Here is a 17580-nt window from a genome sequence, read left to right as displayed (position 1 = left end):
ACCTCAGGCTAGTGGTACACATCGCGCAGCGGCCACGGATGTCGCGTCGGACACGAGTGCGCGCCACGTACCGCCGCCCCGGGACTCCCCGGTCGCGGTGAGATCGCGGTCACCACTCCCGAAGAGGGTAATCTTGGCGGGGACGAAAGGGATTGCGCACAGTGAACGACCTGGTTGACACCACCGAGATGTACTTGCGAACGATCTACGATCTCGAAGAAGAGGGCATCGTGCCGCTGCGGGCGCGGATCGCCGAGCGTCTGGACCAGTCCGGTCCCACCGTGTCGCAGACCGTTGCCCGCATGGAGCGCGACGGCCTCCTCCGGGTCGCCGGGGACCGACACCTCGAACTGACCGACCGCGGACGCACGCTCGCCGTCGCGGTGATGCGCAAGCATCGCCTCGCCGAACGCCTTCTGGTCGACGTCATCGGAATGCCCTGGGATCAGGTCCACGAGGAGGCCTGCCGCTGGGAGCACGTGATGAGTGAGAACGTCGAACGCCGCCTGCTCGCGGTCCTCGAATACCCGACGACCTCGCCCTACGGAAACCCCATCCCGGGACTGGAGTTGCTGGGCGTGGAGGTGCCGAGCTCCGACGACGGCGCCACCCGCCTCGCCGACCTCCCGCCGGGTGAGACGGTGCCGGTCATCGTGCGTCGCCTGTCCGAACACGCCCAGTCCGACACCGAACTGATCGGCGCGCTGCGCGAGGCGGGCGTGGTTCCCAACGCCCGTGTGACGGTGTCGAACACGGCCGGCACGATCACGATCGACACACCCGGTCACGACGGCCTCGAACTTTCGTCCGACATGGCGCACTCGCTGTTCGTCGAGAAGGTCGTCGAAAAGGTCTGACACAGCAAAGGTCTGACACAGCAAGGTCTGCAGTGGTCACCCGGCGGTACGCAGTGTCGCCGCCGGGATGACGACGCCGAGGCGTTTCGCGGCGTCGTAGGACTTCTCGATGGTGCCCCACAGCCTGGCCGGGCGGACACCGGCCCGCAGGGCGGTGTCGAGCAGCGTGGCCAGGTGGTCGGTGTCCGTGCCCGCAAGCGCGACGTCGAGGGCGACACCGGTGTAGGCGCCATCCCCGCCGATGTAGTGCAGATGCGCGAGAAGTGTTGCGGCGGTGGACCGTCCGCGTCCGGTCAGCCGCCGGGTGAGTTCTCGCCAGAGGTGTTCGGCGGCTCCCCGGAGTTCGGTGACCGACAGGGCGAGCGCGGCGTCGCGGACGTCGGGGCGCAGGATCGCCTGTTCCAGTCGGTCCAATTCGCCACAATCCAGTGGTTGTTCCGTTTCGATCATCGCGCTGATGACCAGGTCGAGTGCGCGCGTCGAGGCCTCGACGTCCTCCTCGTCGGGATCGAACAAGTCGAGATCGCTCTGATCCAGGTCGATGCCCCGGCATGCCCGACAGTCCGGCAGCGGACGTCCCGGACCGCATTCGCCGTCGAGCGGTTCGAGCATCGTCCGCATCTCCGAGCGCCGGGCGAGAATCCGCCGTCCCGAACGCACCGCCTCCGCGACCGCGGTCGGACTCGTGTGCGGATCGTCGAGTTGTCCGGCCGACCCCGCGGACACGTCGACCGACCAGGCTCGGTCCTCCGGACACCAGATGGTCGACCAGTGCACGCCGGCATCGAAGCCCGGCACCACGAACCCGGCGGCCACACCACCGACATCGCCGAAGTACCGGTCGCTCATTGCGAGGATCCGCCGATAACGACGGTCGTCCGCCGGGTAGCGGTCATCGGCGATCACGACCAGGATCTCCTCGATGCCGTAGGTGGACGTGATCTCACCAAGTCCGGCGAGGACGACGACCAGTTCGCGCGTGGGGCTGCCGTCGGGCGCGAGGGCGAGGTCGTGCCGCATGGTCGCGTTCACCGTGCGGTCGCCGGCGACGGCGATCGCGATGATCGACCGCTCGGGGACGAACCCCAGTCGAGCGGGGATCGAGGTGAGCAGCGTCGTCGGGTCGTGGGGGCCATGCGGTGGCGGTTCGAGGATCTGCATGGCGACAGCGTCACCCGTGGCCGAGCCGCTCGAACGGCGGTCGACACACGCTGTGGACAACCAGGAGAGGTCATCCACAGGGCGGTACTGGTCAGCCGAACGCGGCCGCGAGCGCCTTTCCGAACAGCGTGTCGAGCGCGGCGGACGCTTCGGGAGGTACGGGACCTGCTGCGGGCCAACGGTATTCGGTGTACACCCGGACGCCGTCCCGCTCGCCGAGCAGCGTGAGAGCGCTCGTGGTGGACGGGACACCGCCGCCGGTCACGATCGTGCGGCGGAGCGTCGCGGTGTCGACCCCGTCCGGCGCCGGCGGCGGGGGCAGCACCTCGGTGGTGATCGTCGAGGACGCCCCGAACGTGGTCGTGGTGGTCTCGGGGCAGCGCTCGGCCAACTCGACCACGTCGTCGAGCGGCGTCTCGACACCGGCCACGACCGAGGTGAGGGTGGCCCGCTCCCCCGGGCCGGGACCCAGGAACGCGACCGCTCCGTCCGCGGGGACGGACGCGGGTGCACACTCCGGCGGCGACACCTCGGTGCCCGCCTGTCCGGGCATCGGCGCCCCGGTCACGTCGGCCAGGGCGTTCGCGACCGCCGACGTCGGGATGGGACTCGCGGCGCCGTCCGGGAAGTCCGCGGCCTCGACCGATCGCGCGGACAGGTCCGGACTCGACGGCTCCGGCTGACCGCCGACGGAGCAGGCGGACAGCACGAGCGCCGCGGCGACGAGACCGGCCACCGTGCCGGGAACGAGGCGGCCGGGCAGGGACAGGCGCAGTCGGGGCGCATGCGGCTCGATCACAACGGTCTACTGTGCCACCGGCGTCTTCGCCAGGTGTCGAGGACACACCCCTGGGGAACAACAAAACAGGAACACCAACGGGGGGAATCACCGGTGTGTCGCGGTGGTTGCACCGAGGCGAGTGGCCATCGCCGGGTGCGGTGCGAGACAATGGACGTTCAGCTGTCTCTTCCGGGACAGCTGCCAGCAGAAGGAGGGACGACGTGGACGAGCAGCCCGCGCGCAACGACGCGCTGTATGAACTCGCCTTTCCCGCTCCGCAGGTGACCCGGCCCGACGGCACGGGTCCGGTACTGATCCACGCGCTCGAGGGCTTCGCCGACGCCGGGCACGCGGTCGCGCTGGCCGCGACGCACCTCCGCGACAGCCTCGAGTCCGAGTTGGTCGCGACCTTCTCCTCCGACGAGCTGATGGATTACCGGTCACGCCGGCCGACCATCTCGTTCAGCGGCGAGACCTTCACCGACGTCGAGATGCCGACGCTGGCGCTGCACGCGATCCGCGACAACTCGGGCAAGGGTTTTCTCCTGCTCGCCGGTTCCGAACCCGACCTCCGGTGGGAGCAGTTCGTCGACGCGGTCCGACGCCTGAGCGACGGACTCGGCGTCACCGATGTCATCGGCCTCAACGCGATCCCGATGGCCGTGCCGCACACCCGACCGCCGTCGATCACGGCGCACGGCAGTGATCCCGACGCCCTCGGTGACCTGCCCCGGTGGGGCTCGGCGATGAAGCTGCCCGCCAGCGCGTCGATGCTCCTCGAGTTGCGGATGGGGGAACACGACTACCGGGCGTCGGGCCTGTCGGTACATGTCCCGCACTATCTCGCGCAGACCAACTACCCGGCGGCGTCCGCACGCCTGCTGGCGGCGGTCGCCGAGCTCGCCGGTCTCGACCTCCCCCTCGCCGCTCTCGACAGCGCCGCCGAGAAGGTACGCGCACAGGTGGACAACGAGGTCGAGGGCAACTCGGAGATCGAGTCCGTGGTGGCGGCGCTGGAGACCCAGTACGACACGTTCACCCAGGCCGCGCAGGAACGCTCGTCGCTGCTCGCCGCCGAGGAATCGCTGCCCAGCGGTGACGAACTCGGCGCCGAACTCGAACGGTTCCTGGCCGAGCAGACCGGCGACGGTGAGGCCGGCCCCGGGGACGAGGGTCCGCGATCACCGATCTGATCCCGGACACCGCACCGATACCCGCGCCGCACGTCCTGGTCCCCACCGACGACGAGGACACCGCACTCGAGCGGTACACCGAGTGGTGGACGGGACGCGGCCTCGACCTCTACCCGCATCAGGAGGAGTCGCTTCTCGAGCTCCTCGCCGGCAGCCACGTGATCCTGGCGACGCCGACCGGCTCGGGCAAATCACTCGTCGCGGCGGGCGCGCTGTACTTCGCGCGCTGCCGCGGCGAGCGTGCGTTCTACACCGCACCCATCAAGGCGCTCGTCAGCGAGAAGTTCTTCGAGCTGTGCGCCATGTTCGGCGCCGACCAGGTCGGACTGCTGACCGGCGACGCCGCGGTCAACGCCGACGCGCCCATCGTGTGTGCGACCGCCGAGATCGTCGCCAACCTCGCCCTCGCCGCCGGCGGTGCGAGCGACATCGGCACCCTCGTCGCCGACGAGTTCCACTACTACGGCGAACCCGACCGCGGCTGGGCCTGGCAGGTCCCGCTCATCGAATTGCCGTCGACGCAGTTCTTGCTGATGTCGGCGACGCTCGGCGACGTGTCGTTCTTCGTCGACGACCTGACCCGGCGCACCGGACGCGAGACGGTCGAGATCACCGGCGCCGAGCGTCCGGTCCCCCTGGACCACGCCTACGCGATGACCCCGATCCACGAGACGATCGAGGAGCTCGTCGGCCGGGGACGGGCGCCCATCTACGTGGTGCACTTCACCCAGGCCGCCGCGGTGGAGCGCGCGCAGGCGCTGCTCAGCGTCCGGATCTGCGACAAAGCGGAGAAGGCGGCGATCGCCGAGGCGATCGGTGACTTCCGGTTCTCCACCGGCTTCGGCAACACACTGTCCAAACTGCTGCGCGCCGGTATCGGCGTCCACCACGCCGGGATGCTTCCCCGTTACCGCCGGCTGGTCGAACGTCTTGCGCAGCAAGGGCTGTTGAAGGTGATCGCCGGCACCGACACCCTCGGCGTCGGCATCAACGTGCCGATCCGCACGGTCCTGTTCGCGGCCCTGAGCAAATACGACGGACGGCGGGTCCGGCGGCTGCGGGCCCGCGAGTTCCATCAGATCGCCGGCCGGGCCGGGCGGGCCGGTTTCGACACGATCGGCTATGTCGTCGCGCAGGCTCCCGACCACGACGTGGAGAACGCCCGTGCGGTGGCCAAGGCCGGCGACGATCCCAAGAAGCTCCGAAAGCTGGTGCGCAAGAAGCCACCCGAGGGTTTCGTCTCGTGGGGGGAGAAGACCTTCCTCCAGCTCGTCGATGCGCCCGACGAGCCCCTGCGCAGCCACTTCCAGATGACGACGGCCATGCTCCTCGAGGTACTCGGCCGACCGGGCGACTGTTTCGCCGCGGTCCGCCACCTTCTCGAGGACAATCACGAACCGCGCGACCGCCAGCTGCGCACCATCAAGCACACGATCGAGCTCTACCGGGGGCTCCGGGACGCGGGCATCGTCGTGCAACTCGCCGAACCCGACGACACCGGCCGGCACATCGCCCTGAGCGTGGACATGCCGGAGAACTTCGCGTTGACCAACCCGCTGTCCGCCTTCGCGCTGGCGACGTTCGAGATCCTCGACCCCGAGTCGTCCACTCACGCACTCGATGTGGTCTCCATCCTCGAATCGACCCTGGAGAACCCGCGACCGCTGCTGCTGGCCCAGCGCAAGGTCGCGCGCGACGCCGCGATCGCGGAGATGAAGGCCGACGGCATCGAGTACGAGGAGCGGATGTCGCGCCTGGAGGAGATCACCTGGCCGCAGCCGCTGGCCGAGGAGATCTACGCCGCGTTCGACATCTATCGTCGCGGGCACCCGTGGGTGTCGTCGTTCCCGCCGGCGCCGAAGTCGGTGCTCCGCGAGATGCTGGAGAAGGCCATGACCTTCACCGAGCTGATCTCCGCGTACGGGCTGGCGCGCAGCGAGGGCGTGCTGCTGCGCTATCTGTCGGACTGCTATCGCGTTCTCCGGCAGGGTGTTCCGACGAGCGTCGTGACCCCCGAGATCGAGCGGATCGTCGAGGAGCTGGGCACCATGGTCCGTGAGGTCGACTCGAGTCTCGTCGACGAGTGGGAGGCTCTCGCCGCACAGGCGGCCGCGGCCGAGATGGCCGGCGGCACGGTCTAGAGCGCGGTCACGGCACCGGTCGCGCCGACGAGATCGCCGATGAGAGAGCCCAGTTCGCGGTAGGCCTCGTCGTGGCGCGCGGACGCCCGGAAGACCAGGCCGATCCGCCGCCCCGGCCGCGGGGCCGCGAAGGTCGCGGTGGCCAGATCACCCGACGCCGTCTCGGAGGCCACCGCCGTCTGCGGGATGAGCGTCACGCCGAGTCCGCCGACGACACAGTGCACCGCGGTGGTCAGCGAGGCGGCCCGGGTCTGACCCAGATCGGGCCGCACGCCCGCGAGCCGGCACACCTCGAGCGCCTGATCGCGCAGACAGTGCCCCTCGTCGAGGAGGAGGAGCGGCAGGTCGGCGAGCGCGGTGGGATCGACGCGGCGGCGTCCGGCCAGCGCATGACCGGACGGGAGTGCGAGAACGAAATCCTCACGGTAGATGGGAACTTCGACGATGCCGGGCATGTCGACGGGGAGAGCGAGCAGCGCGACGTCGAGCGTGCCGGTGCGCAGTTGTTCGATGAGGCGGGCGGTCTGTTCCTCCACCACCCGGGGTACGAGGTCCGGGAGCCGTTGCCCGAGTCCGCGCAGCAGCGTCGGCAGGACGTAGGGCGCCACCGTCGGGATGACCCCCAGCCGCAGCGGCCCGCTGAGCGGTCGGCCCGTTCCGGCGGCCGCCGAGGTGAACTCGTCCATGGCCTCGGTCACCGCGATCGCTCGCGGGAGGAGTTCGTCACCCTCGGCGGTCAACAGGACACGCCGCGTGGTGCGTTCGACGAGGGTCACACCGAGACCGGACTCCAACGCCGACAACGCCTGCGACAGCGATGGCTGACTGACACCGAGATCGGCTGCCGCAGTGCCGAAGTGGCGTCTATGCGCGAGTGCGACGAAGGCACGCAACCCGGCCACGGTCGGCTGATAAGTTCTATCGGACATGCTTATCAGTATAGTGCTAGTCATCACGTTTCGTTTTCGACCGGAATCCGGCACGATGGTACTCGTACGTCGCGAAACTCATTCGCGCGCAGATTCCGTACATTCACCAGCTGAAGGAGCGATACATGGCCCTGCTCACCATCGGTGACCAGTTCCCTGCCTACAACCTCACCGCCGTCATCGGTGGCGATCTCAGCAAGGTCAATGCCCAGCAGCCCGACGACTACTTCACCACCGTGTCGTCCGACGATCACCCCGGTCAGTGGCGCGTCGTGTTCTTCTGGCCGAAGGACTTCACCTTCGTGTGCCCGACCGAGATCGCCGCGTTCGGCAAGCTGAACGACGAGTTCGCCGACCGCGACACCCAGGTGCTCGGCGCCTCGGTGGACAACGAGTTCGTCCACTTCCAGTGGCGCGCACAGCACGAGGACCTCAAGACCCTCCCGTTCCCGATGCTGAGCGACCTCAAGCGCGAACTCGCCACCGCCGCAGGCGTTCTCAATGCCGACGGCGTCGCCGACCGCGCCACCTTCATCATCGACCCGAACAACGAGATCCAGTTCGTGTCGGTCACCGCGGGCTCCGTGGGCCGCAATGTCGACGAGGTCCTGCGCGTCCTCGACGCTCTGCAGTCCGACGAACTGTGCGCCTGCAACTGGAAGAAGGGTGACCCGACGATCGACGCCGGCGAGCTCATGACGGCCGGCGTCTGAGAGGAGAACAGATGAGCATCGACAACCTGAAGGAAGCACTTCCCGAGTACGCCAAGGACCTCAAGCTCAACCTCGGTTCGATCAGCCGCACCACCGCGCTGACCGAGGAGCAGCTCTGGGGAACCCTGCTGTCGACCGCTGCCGCCACGCGAAACGCCAAGGTGCTCAGCGAGATCGCCGACGAGGCCGCCGACACGCTGTCCGCCGAGGCCTACAACGCCGCGCTCGGGGCCGCGTCGATCATGGGGATGAACAACGTGTTCTACCGGGGTCGCGGCTTCCTCGACGGCAAGTACGACGACCTGCGTCCGGGCCTGCGGATGAACATCATCGGCAACCCCGGCGTCGACAAGGCCGTCTTCGAGCTGTGGTCGTTCGCGGTGTCCTCGATCAACGGCTGCGGTCATTGCGTCGCCGCGCACGAGAACACCCTGCGCGAGGCCGGCGTCGACCGTGAGGCGATCCTCGAGGCGCTCAAGGTCGCGTCGATCGTCAGCGGTGTCGCCCAGGCGATCGCGACCACCGAGGTGCTCGCCAACGCCTGATCCGTCGCATGTGAGACGACGACGGGGCCCGGCTGCGCTACGCAGCCGGGCCCCTTCGTGACGCGCCCTCCGCAAGCTCCATGCGCTCCTCAGGGAGCAGAACGAGACGCGCCCTCCGCAAGCTCCAGGCGCTCCTCAGGGAGCAGCACGAACGGGCGCCCCAGGGTCAGCTCAGCGCCGCGCGCATCCGGTCGGCGAGTTCGCCGACCTCGGCGGTCGTCATCACGAACGCGGGCGAGATCTGCAGCGCCCCTTGACCTGCGGCCCGGGTGCTCACCCCGTGTTCGCGCAGCTTGACCACCGCGGCCGGCGCCGTCGCTGGGTCGGCCAGCTGTACCGCGGTGACCGCGCCGAGTCCGGTCCGGACCTCGGCGACCGTGTCGAGGTCGGCGAGCGGCGACAGCGCGGCGGCGAGGTCGCCCTCGAGCCGTGTCGCGTCGGCGAGGAGGTTCTCGCGGCGGATGATCTCGAGGTTGGTCAGCGCCGCCGCCGCCGCGCCCGCGTGGCCGCCGTAGGTGTACCCGTGCCGCCACCAGACGCCACCGGCGAAGAACGGCTCGGCGATCCGCGGTGCGATGAACACCGCGCCCATCGGGACATACCCCGAGGTGAGCCCCTTGGCAGTGGTGATCATGTCCGGTTCGAGGCCGAATCGTGCGGAGGCGAACCAGGATTCGCCGCCGATGCGGCCGAAGCCGGTGACGACCTCGTCGACGACGAAGAGGATGTCGTGGTCGCGGCAGATGTCCCGCACCTCGGCGAGGTAGCCCTCCGGCGGGAGATAGATGCCGCCCGCCCCGATGATGGGCTCGCAGAAGAACGCGGCGATGTTGTCGGCGCCCACGCGCTCGATGAGACCGAGCAGGCTCTTCGCGTCGTCCCATTCGACGTTCTGGACGTCGTGCATGAGTTCGCCGTAGCCGTCGTGGTTGAGCGGGATGCCCGCCAGCGAGGTACCCGCGGCATGCATCCCGTGATAGGCCTTGGTGCGGCTGACGACGACCCGCTTGGATTCGCGGCCCTGCTCCACCCAGTAGCGGCGGGCGAGTTTGACCGCGGTGTCGATCGAGTCGCTGCCGCCGGAGGTGAAGAAGATCTTCGATCCGGGTACCGGCGCGATGGCGCCGAGCTCCTCGGCGAGCTGCAGGGTGACGTCGCTCGCGAAGTCACCGAAGTTGGAGTAGTGCGCGAGGGTGCCGAGCTGACGCGCGACGGCGTCGGCGATCTCGGTGCGGCCGTGCCCGACGTTGGTGAACCACAGTCCGGCGGTCGCATCCAGGTAGGAGTTGCCGTCGCGGTCGAAGATCCGCGCACCCTCTCCCCTGGTCACGACGAACGGCCCGCTCGCGGTCACCGCACCCATGTCGGCGAAACCGTGCCACAACGATCCAGTACCAGTGCTCGAACCATCAGCCATGGCCCCATGATGCCGGTCCACGCGGCCCACGCGGCCACTGGGGTGAACCGGCCTCGGCGCTTCCCCATATCCTGGAGTGATCATGTCGGCCCCGTCCTCGTCACCTGACCCGTTCCCGTCTCCACCGGACACCGCTGCATCGGACATCCCCCGCTCGGATCTGCTCCGCGCACTCGACGACGTGGGCCTCGTCGACGCCGACCGGTTGCGTCGTCGCATCGATCGGCTCGCCGCGCGCCCGGATGCCGCGAAGCGGCGACAGTTGGTCGCCGATGTCGACAAGGCACGCGCCCGTCTCGACCGGCGGCGCGCGACCGTGCCGATTTTGCGCTTCCCCGACGAACTACCGGTCTCCGCCGCACGCGACGAGATCGCCGAGGCGATCCGCAACCACCAGGTCGTGGTCGTCGCGGGCGAGACCGGCTCGGGCAAGACCACCCAGCTCCCCAAGATCTGCCTCGAACTCGGGCGTGGCATCCGCGGGTCGATCGGGCACACCCAGCCCCGGCGCATCGCCGCGAGCTCGGTCGCCAAGCGCATCGCCGACGAGACCGACACCGAACTCGGCGACGCGGTGGGCTACTCCGTCCGGTTCAACGACCGGTCGGGCGCCGACACCCTCGTCCGGGTCATGACCGACGGCATCCTGCTCCGCGAGATCGCCACCGACCCCATGCTGCGCCGCTACGACACCCTCATCATCGACGAGGCCCACGAGCGCAGCCTCAACATCGATTTCATCCTCGGCTATCTGCGCCGCCTGCTGCCCCGACGCCCCGATCTGAAGGTGATCATCACCTCGGCGACGATCGAACCGGCGCGCTTCGCACGGCATTTCAGCACGCCGAAGACCTCGGTCCCGGTCATCGAGGTATCCGGACGCACCTATCCGGTCGAGATCCGGTACCGACCGCTGAGCCTGCAGGAACGACCCGACGACGGGGACGACGCCGGCGGCGGCGAACATGCCGACCTCGACCAGATCCAGGGCATCGACGCCGCCGTCGACGAACTGTGGGCCGGTGGCCGCGGCGACATCCTCGTGTTCCTGCCCACCGAACGGGACATCCGAGAGACCGCCGAGGCGCTCCGTCGACGAACCGGCGGCAGCAAGGGTCCCGGTGCCGAGATCGTGCCGCTCTATGCGCGACTGTCGATCGCCGAGCAGCAGAAGGTGTTCTCCCCCTCCGACGGACGCCGGATCGTGCTGGCGACCAACGTCGCCGAAACGTCGGTGACCGTGCCCGGCATCCGCTACGTCATCGACACCGGCACCGCCCGTATCAGTCGGTACTCGACCAGGACCAAGGTCAATCGTCTTCCCATCGAACCGGTCTCACAGGCCAGTGCCCGGCAGCGGGCCGGTCGATGCGGTCGTGTCGCCCCGGGCGTCTGCATCCGTCTCTACAGCGAGAACGACTTCGACTCCCGGCCGGCCTTCACCGACCCGGAGATCCTGCGCACCAACCTCGCGGCGGTCATCCTCCAGATGACCTCGCTGAAACTGGGTGAGATCGCCGAGTTCCCGTTCGTCCAGCCGCCCGACGACCGCGCGATCCGCGACGGTATGGGTGTTCTCACCGAACTCGGCGCCATCACCGTCCCGCGCGAGGGCGGGCCCCCGCGACTGACCCCGATCGGCCGGTCGATGTCGCGGATCCCGGTCGATCCCCGGGTCGCCCGGATGCTCATCGCCGGACACGAACTGGGTTGTCTCGACCACCTTCTCGTGATCGCCGCCGCGATGTCGCTCCCCGATCCACGGGAACGGCCGGCCGAGCACCGTGAGGCCGCCGACGCCCAGCACCGGCGCTTCGTCGTCCCGCAGTCGGACTTCCTGTCCTACGTGGAGCTGTGGCGATACCTTGGCGAACAGCGCAAGGAGTTGTCCGGCAGCCGCTTTCGGCGCATGTGTGAGCGCGAGTACCTCCACTTCCTGCGCATCCGGGAGTGGCAGGACCTCCATCGACAGCTGACCGAGATCGTCAAGGACCTCGACTGGTCGGTCGCGCCCACCGAACTCGACGCCGACGCCGTCCACCGATCCATCCTGTCCGGGTTGCTCAGCAACATCGCCGCCCGCAACACCGAGGGCCGCGAGTTCACCGGTGCGCGCAACACCACGCTGATGATCTTCCCCGCCTCTCCGCTCGCCAAGAAGCCGCCCGCCTTCATCATGGCGGCCGAGGTCCTCGAGACGTCGCGCCTGTTCGCCCACACCGTCGCCGGGATCGATCCGCTGTGGGCCGAGAAACTCGCCGGGGATCTGGTGAAGCGCACCCACAGCGAGCCGCACTGGTCGGCGAAACGCGGAGCGGCGATGGCCTACGAACGCGTGACCCTGTACGGGGTCCCGCTCGTCGCCCGCCGGCGCGTCGACTACGGCCCCATCGACCCGGTGGTCTCGCGGGAGCTGTTCATCCGGCACGCTCTCGTCGAGGGCGATTGGCGGACGCAGCACGCCTTCTTCGACCGCAATCGCAAGCTTCTCGAGGCCGCCTCGGACGTCGAGAACCGCACGCGCACCCGGGGTCTGGTGATCACCGAGGACCAGCTCTTCGAGTTCTACGACCAGCGGCTACCGGCCGAGGTCACCTCCGCCCGGCACTTCGACACCTGGTGGAAGAAGACCCGCCGGGTCGAACCGGATCTGCTGGATCTGCGCCCCGAGGACGTCACGGGAGGCACCGACGTCGCGCCGACGGACTATCCCGGCGCCTGGCAGCAGGGCGACACCCGACTCGAACTGCGCTACCGGTTCGAACCGGGCGCACCCGACGACGGCGTCACCGTCGTGATCCCGCAGGCACTGCTCCCCCACGTCCGACCGGCCGGCTTCGACTGGTCGGTCCCGGGCATGCGCGCCGAACTGGCCACCGCACTGGTCAAGTCGCTACCGAAACAGTTGCGCAAGAGCATGTCACCCGCGCAGCGGTTCGCCGAACTCGCGCTCGGCCGGCTCACCCCGCGCAAAGAGCCGCTGGCCACCGGGCTGGCGCGCGAGCTCTCGGCGATCACCGGGATGCGGGTGACCGCAGCCGATTTCGACACCGACCGGGTACCGCCGCACCTGCGCATGCATTTCGCGGTGGCCGACGACTCCGGACGGATCGTCTCCCGCGCCGACTCGTTGCCCGAACTTCAGCAGACCGGAACGCCCGCGGCGCCGAAGACGGTGTCGCGCACCCTGTATCGGACCTGGACCGCCGACGGGATCGGTTCGCTCGCCGAGCAGACCACGGTCGATGTCGCGGGGCAGCGGCTGACCCGGTACCCGACGATCGACGTGGTCTCCGACGCGAAGGGCCACGCGCGGGGCGTCGTCGTCGTCGATGCGGCTAGCCCGGAGACACGAGACCGCCTCCTGCGACGCGGGATCGTCGCCCTCCTCGACCTCGCGATACCTCCGCTGCACAAGCGGATCGCCGGCTCGCTGAGTCCGGTCGAACGACTCGCCCTGAGCCAGAGCCCGTACTCGACCACCGAGGCACTGCTCGCCGACTGCACCCGACGGGCCATTCGGGACACGGTCGCCGACATCGACGACGCAGAGCTCGCCGCGGTTCGCTCACCACAGTCCTTCTCGGCGCTGCTCGAACGGATCCGGCCACGGGTCGCCGCGGCCGCACCGGACTACTTCTCGCTGGCCGTCGCAGCCCTCGAACGGATGTCCCCGCTGCGGGCGGCGATCGACCGGCACGCCGGTTCGCTGGCTGCCGACGACGTCGCCGAACAGGTCGCCCACCTCGTGTTCGACGGATTCGTGGCGGCCACCGCGCGACGCCACCTGGAGAATCTGCCGCGCTATCTCGACGGCGCGCAAGCACGTCTGGAGGCACTACCCGCGTCCGCAGCACGCGACCAGGCCGGGGTGGCCGCCGTCGATCGCGTCGTCGAACGGTGGGCCCAGCGCATCGAACAGGTACCCGAGCACCGGCGGGCGGTGGTCGACGACGAAGCGCAGTGGCTCGTCGAGGAGTTGCGCGTGGGGCTGTTCGCCCAGCGTCTCGGCACCGCGTTCCCGGTGTCGGAGAAACGGGTCCTACGAGCTCTGGACCGACTCGGCTGACACGGGTTCGGCGAGCGCGCTCCCGGATCCCGATGCCGCCTTCAGGTCGTCGATCTCGCGCTGGAAGTCCTCCACCGAGTCGAACGACCGGTACACCGAGGCGAAGCGCAGATACGCCACCTCGTCGAGATCGCGGAGCGGACCCAGGATGGCGAGTCCGACCTCGTTGCTGGGGATCTCGGCCGATCCACTGGCGCGCACCGTGTCCTCGACCTGCTGGGCGAGTTGCGCGAGCGCGTCCTCGGCGACGTGGCGGCCCTGACAGGCTCGCCGCACGCCGCGCATGACCTTCTCCCGGCTGAATGGTTCGGTCACGCCGTTGCGTTTGACCACCGCGAGCACGGCGCTCTCCACGGTCGAGAACCGGCGACCGCACTCCACACAGGAGCGACGGCGGCGGATGGCCTGCCCTTCATCTGCGACACGCGAGTCGATGACCTTGGTGTCGTCGTTCTTGCAGAAGGGGCAGCGCATCGTGTCCTCACGCAGGTCGCGGGACGCTGGAACGCACCCGAAGCGTGCGCCCCGCCGCTTGTCGGCCGGCCCCTGTGACATCGAGGATACCGCCCGGCCTCAGCGGTACCGGGGGGTGAGCAGGGGCTGGCCCACCTGCAGCGCGCTCGACCCCAGATCGTTCATCGCGACGATCTCGTCGATCACGACCTCGCGCGGCATCTCGGGTGCCACCCGGCCGGCGATCGAGCTGAGCGAGTCCCCCGAGCGCACGTGGACGACCTCGGCACTCACGGCGGACGGGGTCAGCGAGTCCGAGTAGTTCTGGCCCACGACACCGAACACCCACACGACGAACGCCAGCCCGACGCCGGCGAGGAGCGCGACCGCGGTGCGGCGGCGGCGACGGAACACCGCCGCGTCGGGTCCGACCGGGCCACGCCCGCGCACCCCGACCGAAGAACCACAGTGGGTACCGCCCACCCGCGGGGTCACCGGCGACGCACCCCGCGGTCGGGTGCCGGCCGGCCGGTTGTCTATCGGGCGGCCGCCGTCGGACAGCGGGGCGCGCGTCCGGACCCGATCGGCGCGGTCGGTGGGGGGCCGGACAGCGTCGGGACGGTCGGTGCGGACGGGAGCGACGAGAGTGGCGGTGCGCATGGTGCCCTCCGGTGTTCTGGTGTCTGGATCGTGCGGGGTGTGGCGGTCGGTGTTCGAACATCGATCAGATGTTCGATGCACTGATGTTCGAATTTGTAGCACGACGTCCCGACAAAGTCTCGCGACACATCGAACAAATGTTTGAGGTGCCGGTCGCACTCCGCTAGGCTCGGACCCGGCGCAAGCCATCTACCAGCACGTTCCGAAGACGAGAGGAACCGAACATGAGTGACACCGGCGATAGGCGCGGCCGAGCGCGGGGCGCCGACGACGAGGCCCCGTTCGACGCCGCCGCCGCCGAGGCCTCACTCACCCCGCGACAGGCCGGGGTCCTGGAGGTGATCCGCCGCTCGGTGCGCGAGCGCGGTTATCCGCCGAGCATCCGGGAGATCGGCGACGAGGTCGGCCTGGCCTCGACGTCGTCGGTGGCCCATCAGTTGCGGACGCTGGAACGCAAGGGGCTGCTCAAGCGCGACGCGAACCGTCCCCGTGCGGTCAACATCGCCCCGAGTGACACCCCGTCGCCGGACACCCCGTCGGCCGGTCAGCTGCCCGAGCCGACCTTCGTGCCGGTTCTCGGCCGAATCGCGGCCGGCGGTCCGATCCTGGCCGAGGAGGCCGTCGAGGACGTCTTCCCGCTGCCCCGTGAGCTGGTCGGCGAGGGATCTCTCTTCCTGTTGCGCGTCGTCGGCGAGTCGATGATCGACGCCGCGATCTGCGACGGCGACTGGGTCGTGGTCCGGCAGCAGAACGTCGCCGACAACGGCGACATCGTCGCGGCCATGATCGACGGCGAGGCCACCGTGAAGACCTTCAAGCGTCAGGGCCCCAACGTCTGGCTCATGCCGCACAACGAACTGTTCGATCCGATCCCGGGCAACGATGCCGTCATCCTCGGCAAGGTCGTCACCGTGATGCGGCGAGTCTGACCTCTCCACCGACCGAACCGTCGAGCACCGCCGCGGCAGCCTCGCGCGCCGCGGCGGGGTCCGAGGTGGCCAGGGCAGCCTCGGCGGCGGCCCGGCAGTCCGGTGCGGACACCTCGCCGAGCCGGGCCCCCACGGCCGCGGCAGCAGCCGGCGCGCTGGACAGCGAGGTGACCCCGAGACCGACGAGCACGCAGGCGAGGTTCGGATCGGCGGCGGCCTCGCCGCACACCCCGACCGGCTTTCCCTGACGTGCACCCGCTGCCGCGACACCCGCGATGAGGCTCAACACGGCCGGTTGCCACGGGTCGGTCAGTCCGGCGAGATCGGCCGACATCCGGTCGGCCGCCATCGTGTACTGGGTCAGATCGTTGGTGCCGATGGATACGAAGTCCACCTCGGCGAGGACGGCTTCGGCCAGGATCGCCGCCGCGGGCACCTCGATCATCACCCCGGCGACCAGACCACGGCCGCGGACCTCGGCGGCGAAGGTGCGCGCCTCCGCCGGCGAGGCGATCATCGGCGCCATGACCCACGGCGCGACGGCCGACCCCGACGCGGCCTGCGCGATCGCGTCGAGCTGATGCGCGCGGATCTCGGGGTGCGCCAGCGCGATCCGATCGCCCCGCACGCCGAGCGCTGGGTTCGATTCGTCGGGATGGGTCACGAACCGGAGCGGTTTGTCGGACCCGGCGTCGAGGGTGCGGATGACCACCTTCTGCCCGTCGAACGCATCGAGCACCTCCCGGTAGATCGCGGCCTGCTCGTCCACCGACGGTTCGTCGGCACGCTCGAGGAACGCGAGTTCGGTGCGGAAGAGCCCGACGCCCTCGACGGGGTACCCGGCCGCGGCGCGTGCCGACGATCCGTCGGCGACGTTGGCGAGCACCGCCACGGCCACCCCGTCGGCGGTCTGCCCCGGACCGGTCCAGCCGGCGACGAGTGCGGCATGCCGCCGATCCTCGTCGACGCGAGCCCGGGCCGCCTCCGCATCGGGCTCCACCTCGATCCGCCCGGTGCTGCCGTCGACGAGAACGGTTGTGCCGGGCTCGATCTCGTCCAGGTCGGCCACCGCCACCACGCACGGGATCCCCAGCTGGCGCGCGATGATCGCGGTGTGGCTGGTCGGTCCGCCGAGGCGGGTGACGAGGGCGATGGTGCTCGTGGGGTCGAGGCCCGCGGTGTCGGCGGGCGCGAGGTCGTCGGCGAGCAGGACCGACGGCACCTCCGGAGTGGGCACACCAGGTTCGGGTAGGCCGAGCAGTTCGGCGAGGACCCGGTCGCGCACGTCGTTGAGATCGGTGACCCGCTCGGCCATCAGTCCGCCGAGCTTGGTGAACACCGCCGCGAACTGTTCGGTGGCCGCGACGGCAGCGGCCTCGGCGGGGGCGCCCTTGCCGATGAGCGCGGTCGCGGCACCGATCCAGCCGCGGTCCTCGGCCAGGCCCGCCGTCGCGGCGAGCACCTCGGCCGTCACCCCGGTGTTCTGCGACGCGCGCGTGCGCAGCCGCGCGGCGACGGCGCCGGCCGCGGTGGCGAAGCGCGTGACCTCGTCGGCGCGCCGTTCCTCGGCGATCTCCACACCGACGCCGAGCTTCTCCGGCGAGTGGTCGGGTCGCTCGCCCGGCCACAGCGCGGGACCGTGGGCCAACCCGCCGACCACCGGGGTTCCCGTCAGGATCTGCGCCATCGTCTTGCCTCTCACTCGACTACCGATGTGACCACCGTTACAAAA

At 69.7% G+C, this 17580-nt stretch carries 14 protein-coding genes; 7 read left to right on the top strand and 7 right to left on the bottom strand.

The features are described from left to right. Nucleotides 1–161 precede the first annotated feature (161 nt). Nucleotides 162–857 (top strand): metal-dependent transcriptional regulator, encoded by a 696-nt coding sequence (locus GR168_RS10550; RefSeq protein ID WP_065628906.1) that lies wholly within the window; start codon nucleotides 162–164, stop codon nucleotides 855–857. 36 nt (nucleotides 858–893) lie between these two features. Here the strand turns inward: GR168_RS10550 and GR168_RS10545 are convergent, their stop codons facing one another. Together GR168_RS10545 and GR168_RS10540 are read right to left on the bottom strand one after the other, a co-directional pair. Further along, the gene (locus GR168_RS10545; protein WP_159370680.1) at nucleotides 894–2018 is read right to left on the bottom strand and encodes a DUF4192 domain-containing protein; all 1125 of its coding nucleotides are present in this window, start codon (nucleotides 2016–2018) and stop codon (nucleotides 894–896) included. 91 nt (nucleotides 2019–2109) lie between these two features. Next, complete coding sequence (locus GR168_RS10540; RefSeq protein ID WP_159371896.1) at nucleotides 2110–2781, bottom strand: hypothetical protein; 672 nt, start codon at nucleotides 2779–2781, stop codon at nucleotides 2110–2112. Between the two features lie 239 nt (nucleotides 2782–3020). On the opposite strand from GR168_RS10540, the gene GR168_RS10535 reads away from it, so the two are divergent. Next, nucleotides 3021–3992: a PAC2 family protein gene (locus tag GR168_RS10535; protein ID WP_065628907.1), complete on the top strand. Its 972-nt coding sequence runs from the start codon at nucleotides 3021–3023 to the stop codon at nucleotides 3990–3992. 17 nt (nucleotides 3993–4009) lie between these two features. Further along, nucleotides 4010–6133: a DUF3516 domain-containing protein gene (locus tag GR168_RS10530; RefSeq protein WP_203235944.1), complete on the top strand. Its 2124-nt coding sequence runs from the start codon at nucleotides 4010–4012 to the stop codon at nucleotides 6131–6133. Here the strand turns inward: GR168_RS10530 and GR168_RS10525 are convergent. After that, on the bottom strand, nucleotides 6130–7062 hold the full coding sequence (locus GR168_RS10525; protein ID WP_175404260.1) for a hydrogen peroxide-inducible genes activator: 933 nt from the start codon (nucleotides 7060–7062) through the stop codon (nucleotides 6130–6132). The two genes, GR168_RS10530 and GR168_RS10525, sit on opposite strands and share 4 nt — an antisense overlap. A 125-nt stretch (nucleotides 7063–7187) precedes the next feature. Between GR168_RS10525 and GR168_RS10520 the strand changes: the two genes are divergently transcribed. Together GR168_RS10520 and GR168_RS10515 are read left to right on the top strand one after the other, a co-directional pair. After that, on the top strand, nucleotides 7188–7775 hold the full coding sequence (locus GR168_RS10520; RefSeq protein WP_058250204.1) for a peroxiredoxin: 588 nt from the start codon (nucleotides 7188–7190) through the stop codon (nucleotides 7773–7775). 11 nt (nucleotides 7776–7786) lie between these two features. Next, nucleotides 7787–8320 (top strand): alkyl hydroperoxide reductase, encoded by a 534-nt coding sequence (locus tag GR168_RS10515; RefSeq protein ID WP_058250203.1) that lies wholly within the window; start codon nucleotides 7787–7789, stop codon nucleotides 8318–8320. Nucleotides 8321–8486: 166 nt separating this feature from the next. Here the strand turns inward: GR168_RS10515 and GR168_RS10510 are convergent, their stop codons facing one another. Beyond that, on the bottom strand, nucleotides 8487–9737 hold the full coding sequence (locus tag GR168_RS10510) for an aminotransferase class III-fold pyridoxal phosphate-dependent enzyme (protein ID WP_159370679.1): 1251 nt from the start codon (nucleotides 9735–9737) through the stop codon (nucleotides 8487–8489). An 82-nt stretch (nucleotides 9738–9819) separates the two neighbouring features. On the opposite strand from GR168_RS10510, the gene hrpA reads away from it, so the two are divergent. Next, entirely contained in the window at nucleotides 9820–13806 is a 3987-nt protein-coding gene (gene hrpA / locus GR168_RS10505; protein WP_159370678.1) for an ATP-dependent RNA helicase HrpA, read from the top strand. On the opposite strand, the gene nrdR is transcribed toward hrpA, so the two are convergent. Together nrdR and GR168_RS10495 are read right to left on the bottom strand one after the other, a co-directional pair. Further along, complete coding sequence (gene nrdR, locus GR168_RS10500) at nucleotides 13780–14280, bottom strand: transcriptional regulator NrdR (protein WP_058250310.1); 501 nt, start codon at nucleotides 14278–14280, stop codon at nucleotides 13780–13782. The genes hrpA and nrdR overlap by 27 nt on opposite strands. Nucleotides 14281–14379: 99 nt before the next feature. Next, nucleotides 14380–14919 (bottom strand): LysM peptidoglycan-binding domain-containing protein, encoded by a 540-nt coding sequence (locus GR168_RS10495; RefSeq protein ID WP_159370677.1) that lies wholly within the window; start codon nucleotides 14917–14919, stop codon nucleotides 14380–14382. A gap of 224 nt (nucleotides 14920–15143) precedes the next feature. Between GR168_RS10495 and lexA the strand changes: the two genes are divergently transcribed. Continuing rightward, a complete protein-coding gene (lexA, locus tag GR168_RS10490; RefSeq protein ID WP_137808722.1) occupies nucleotides 15144–15848 on the top strand; it encodes a transcriptional repressor LexA in 705 nt (234 codons plus the stop codon). Here lexA and GR168_RS10485 read toward each other — a convergent pair. Further along, a complete protein-coding gene (locus tag GR168_RS10485) occupies nucleotides 15826–17535 on the bottom strand; it encodes a putative PEP-binding protein (RefSeq protein ID WP_137808721.1) in 1710 nt (569 codons plus the stop codon). The two genes, lexA and GR168_RS10485, sit on opposite strands and share 23 nt — an antisense overlap. Nucleotides 17536–17580 lie beyond the last annotated feature (45 nt).

This window comes from Gordonia sp. JH63 (genome assembly GCF_009856645.1).
Classification (GTDB): Bacteria; Actinomycetota; Actinomycetes; order Mycobacteriales; family Mycobacteriaceae; genus Gordonia; species Gordonia hongkongensis.
This window is presented reverse-complemented; position numbering and strand designations above follow the sequence as displayed.

What these genes read in the sequence shown, in the direction of transcription:
- GR168_RS10545 (WP_159370680.1), bottom strand. Translation starts at nt 2,018, where the DNA reads ATGCAGATCCTCGAACCGCCACCGCATGGCCCCCACGACCCGACGACG.
- GR168_RS10525 (WP_175404260.1), bottom strand. Translation starts at nt 7,062, where the DNA reads ATGTCCGATAGAACTTATCAGCCGACCGTGGCCGGGTTGCGTGCCTTC.
- GR168_RS10520 (WP_058250204.1), top strand. Translation starts at nt 7,188, where the DNA reads ATGGCCCTGCTCACCATCGGTGACCAGTTCCCTGCCTACAACCTCACC.
- GR168_RS10515 (WP_058250203.1), top strand. Translation starts at nt 7,787, where the DNA reads ATGAGCATCGACAACCTGAAGGAAGCACTTCCCGAGTACGCCAAGGAC.
- GR168_RS10510 (WP_159370679.1), bottom strand. Translation starts at nt 9,737, where the DNA reads ATGGCTGATGGTTCGAGCACTGGTACTGGATCGTTGTGGCACGGTTTC.
- hrpA (WP_159370678.1), top strand. Translation starts at nt 9,820, where the DNA reads ATGTCGGCCCCGTCCTCGTCACCTGACCCGTTCCCGTCTCCACCGGAC.
- nrdR (WP_058250310.1), bottom strand. Translation starts at nt 14,280, where the DNA reads ATGCGCTGCCCCTTCTGCAAGAACGACGACACCAAGGTCATCGACTCG.
- GR168_RS10495 (WP_159370677.1), bottom strand. Translation starts at nt 14,919, where the DNA reads ATGCGCACCGCCACTCTCGTCGCTCCCGTCCGCACCGACCGTCCCGAC.
- lexA (WP_137808722.1), top strand. Translation starts at nt 15,144, where the DNA reads ATGAGTGACACCGGCGATAGGCGCGGCCGAGCGCGGGGCGCCGACGAC.
- GR168_RS10485 (WP_137808721.1), bottom strand. Translation starts at nt 17,535, where the DNA reads ATGGCGCAGATCCTGACGGGAACCCCGGTGGTCGGCGGGTTGGCCCAC.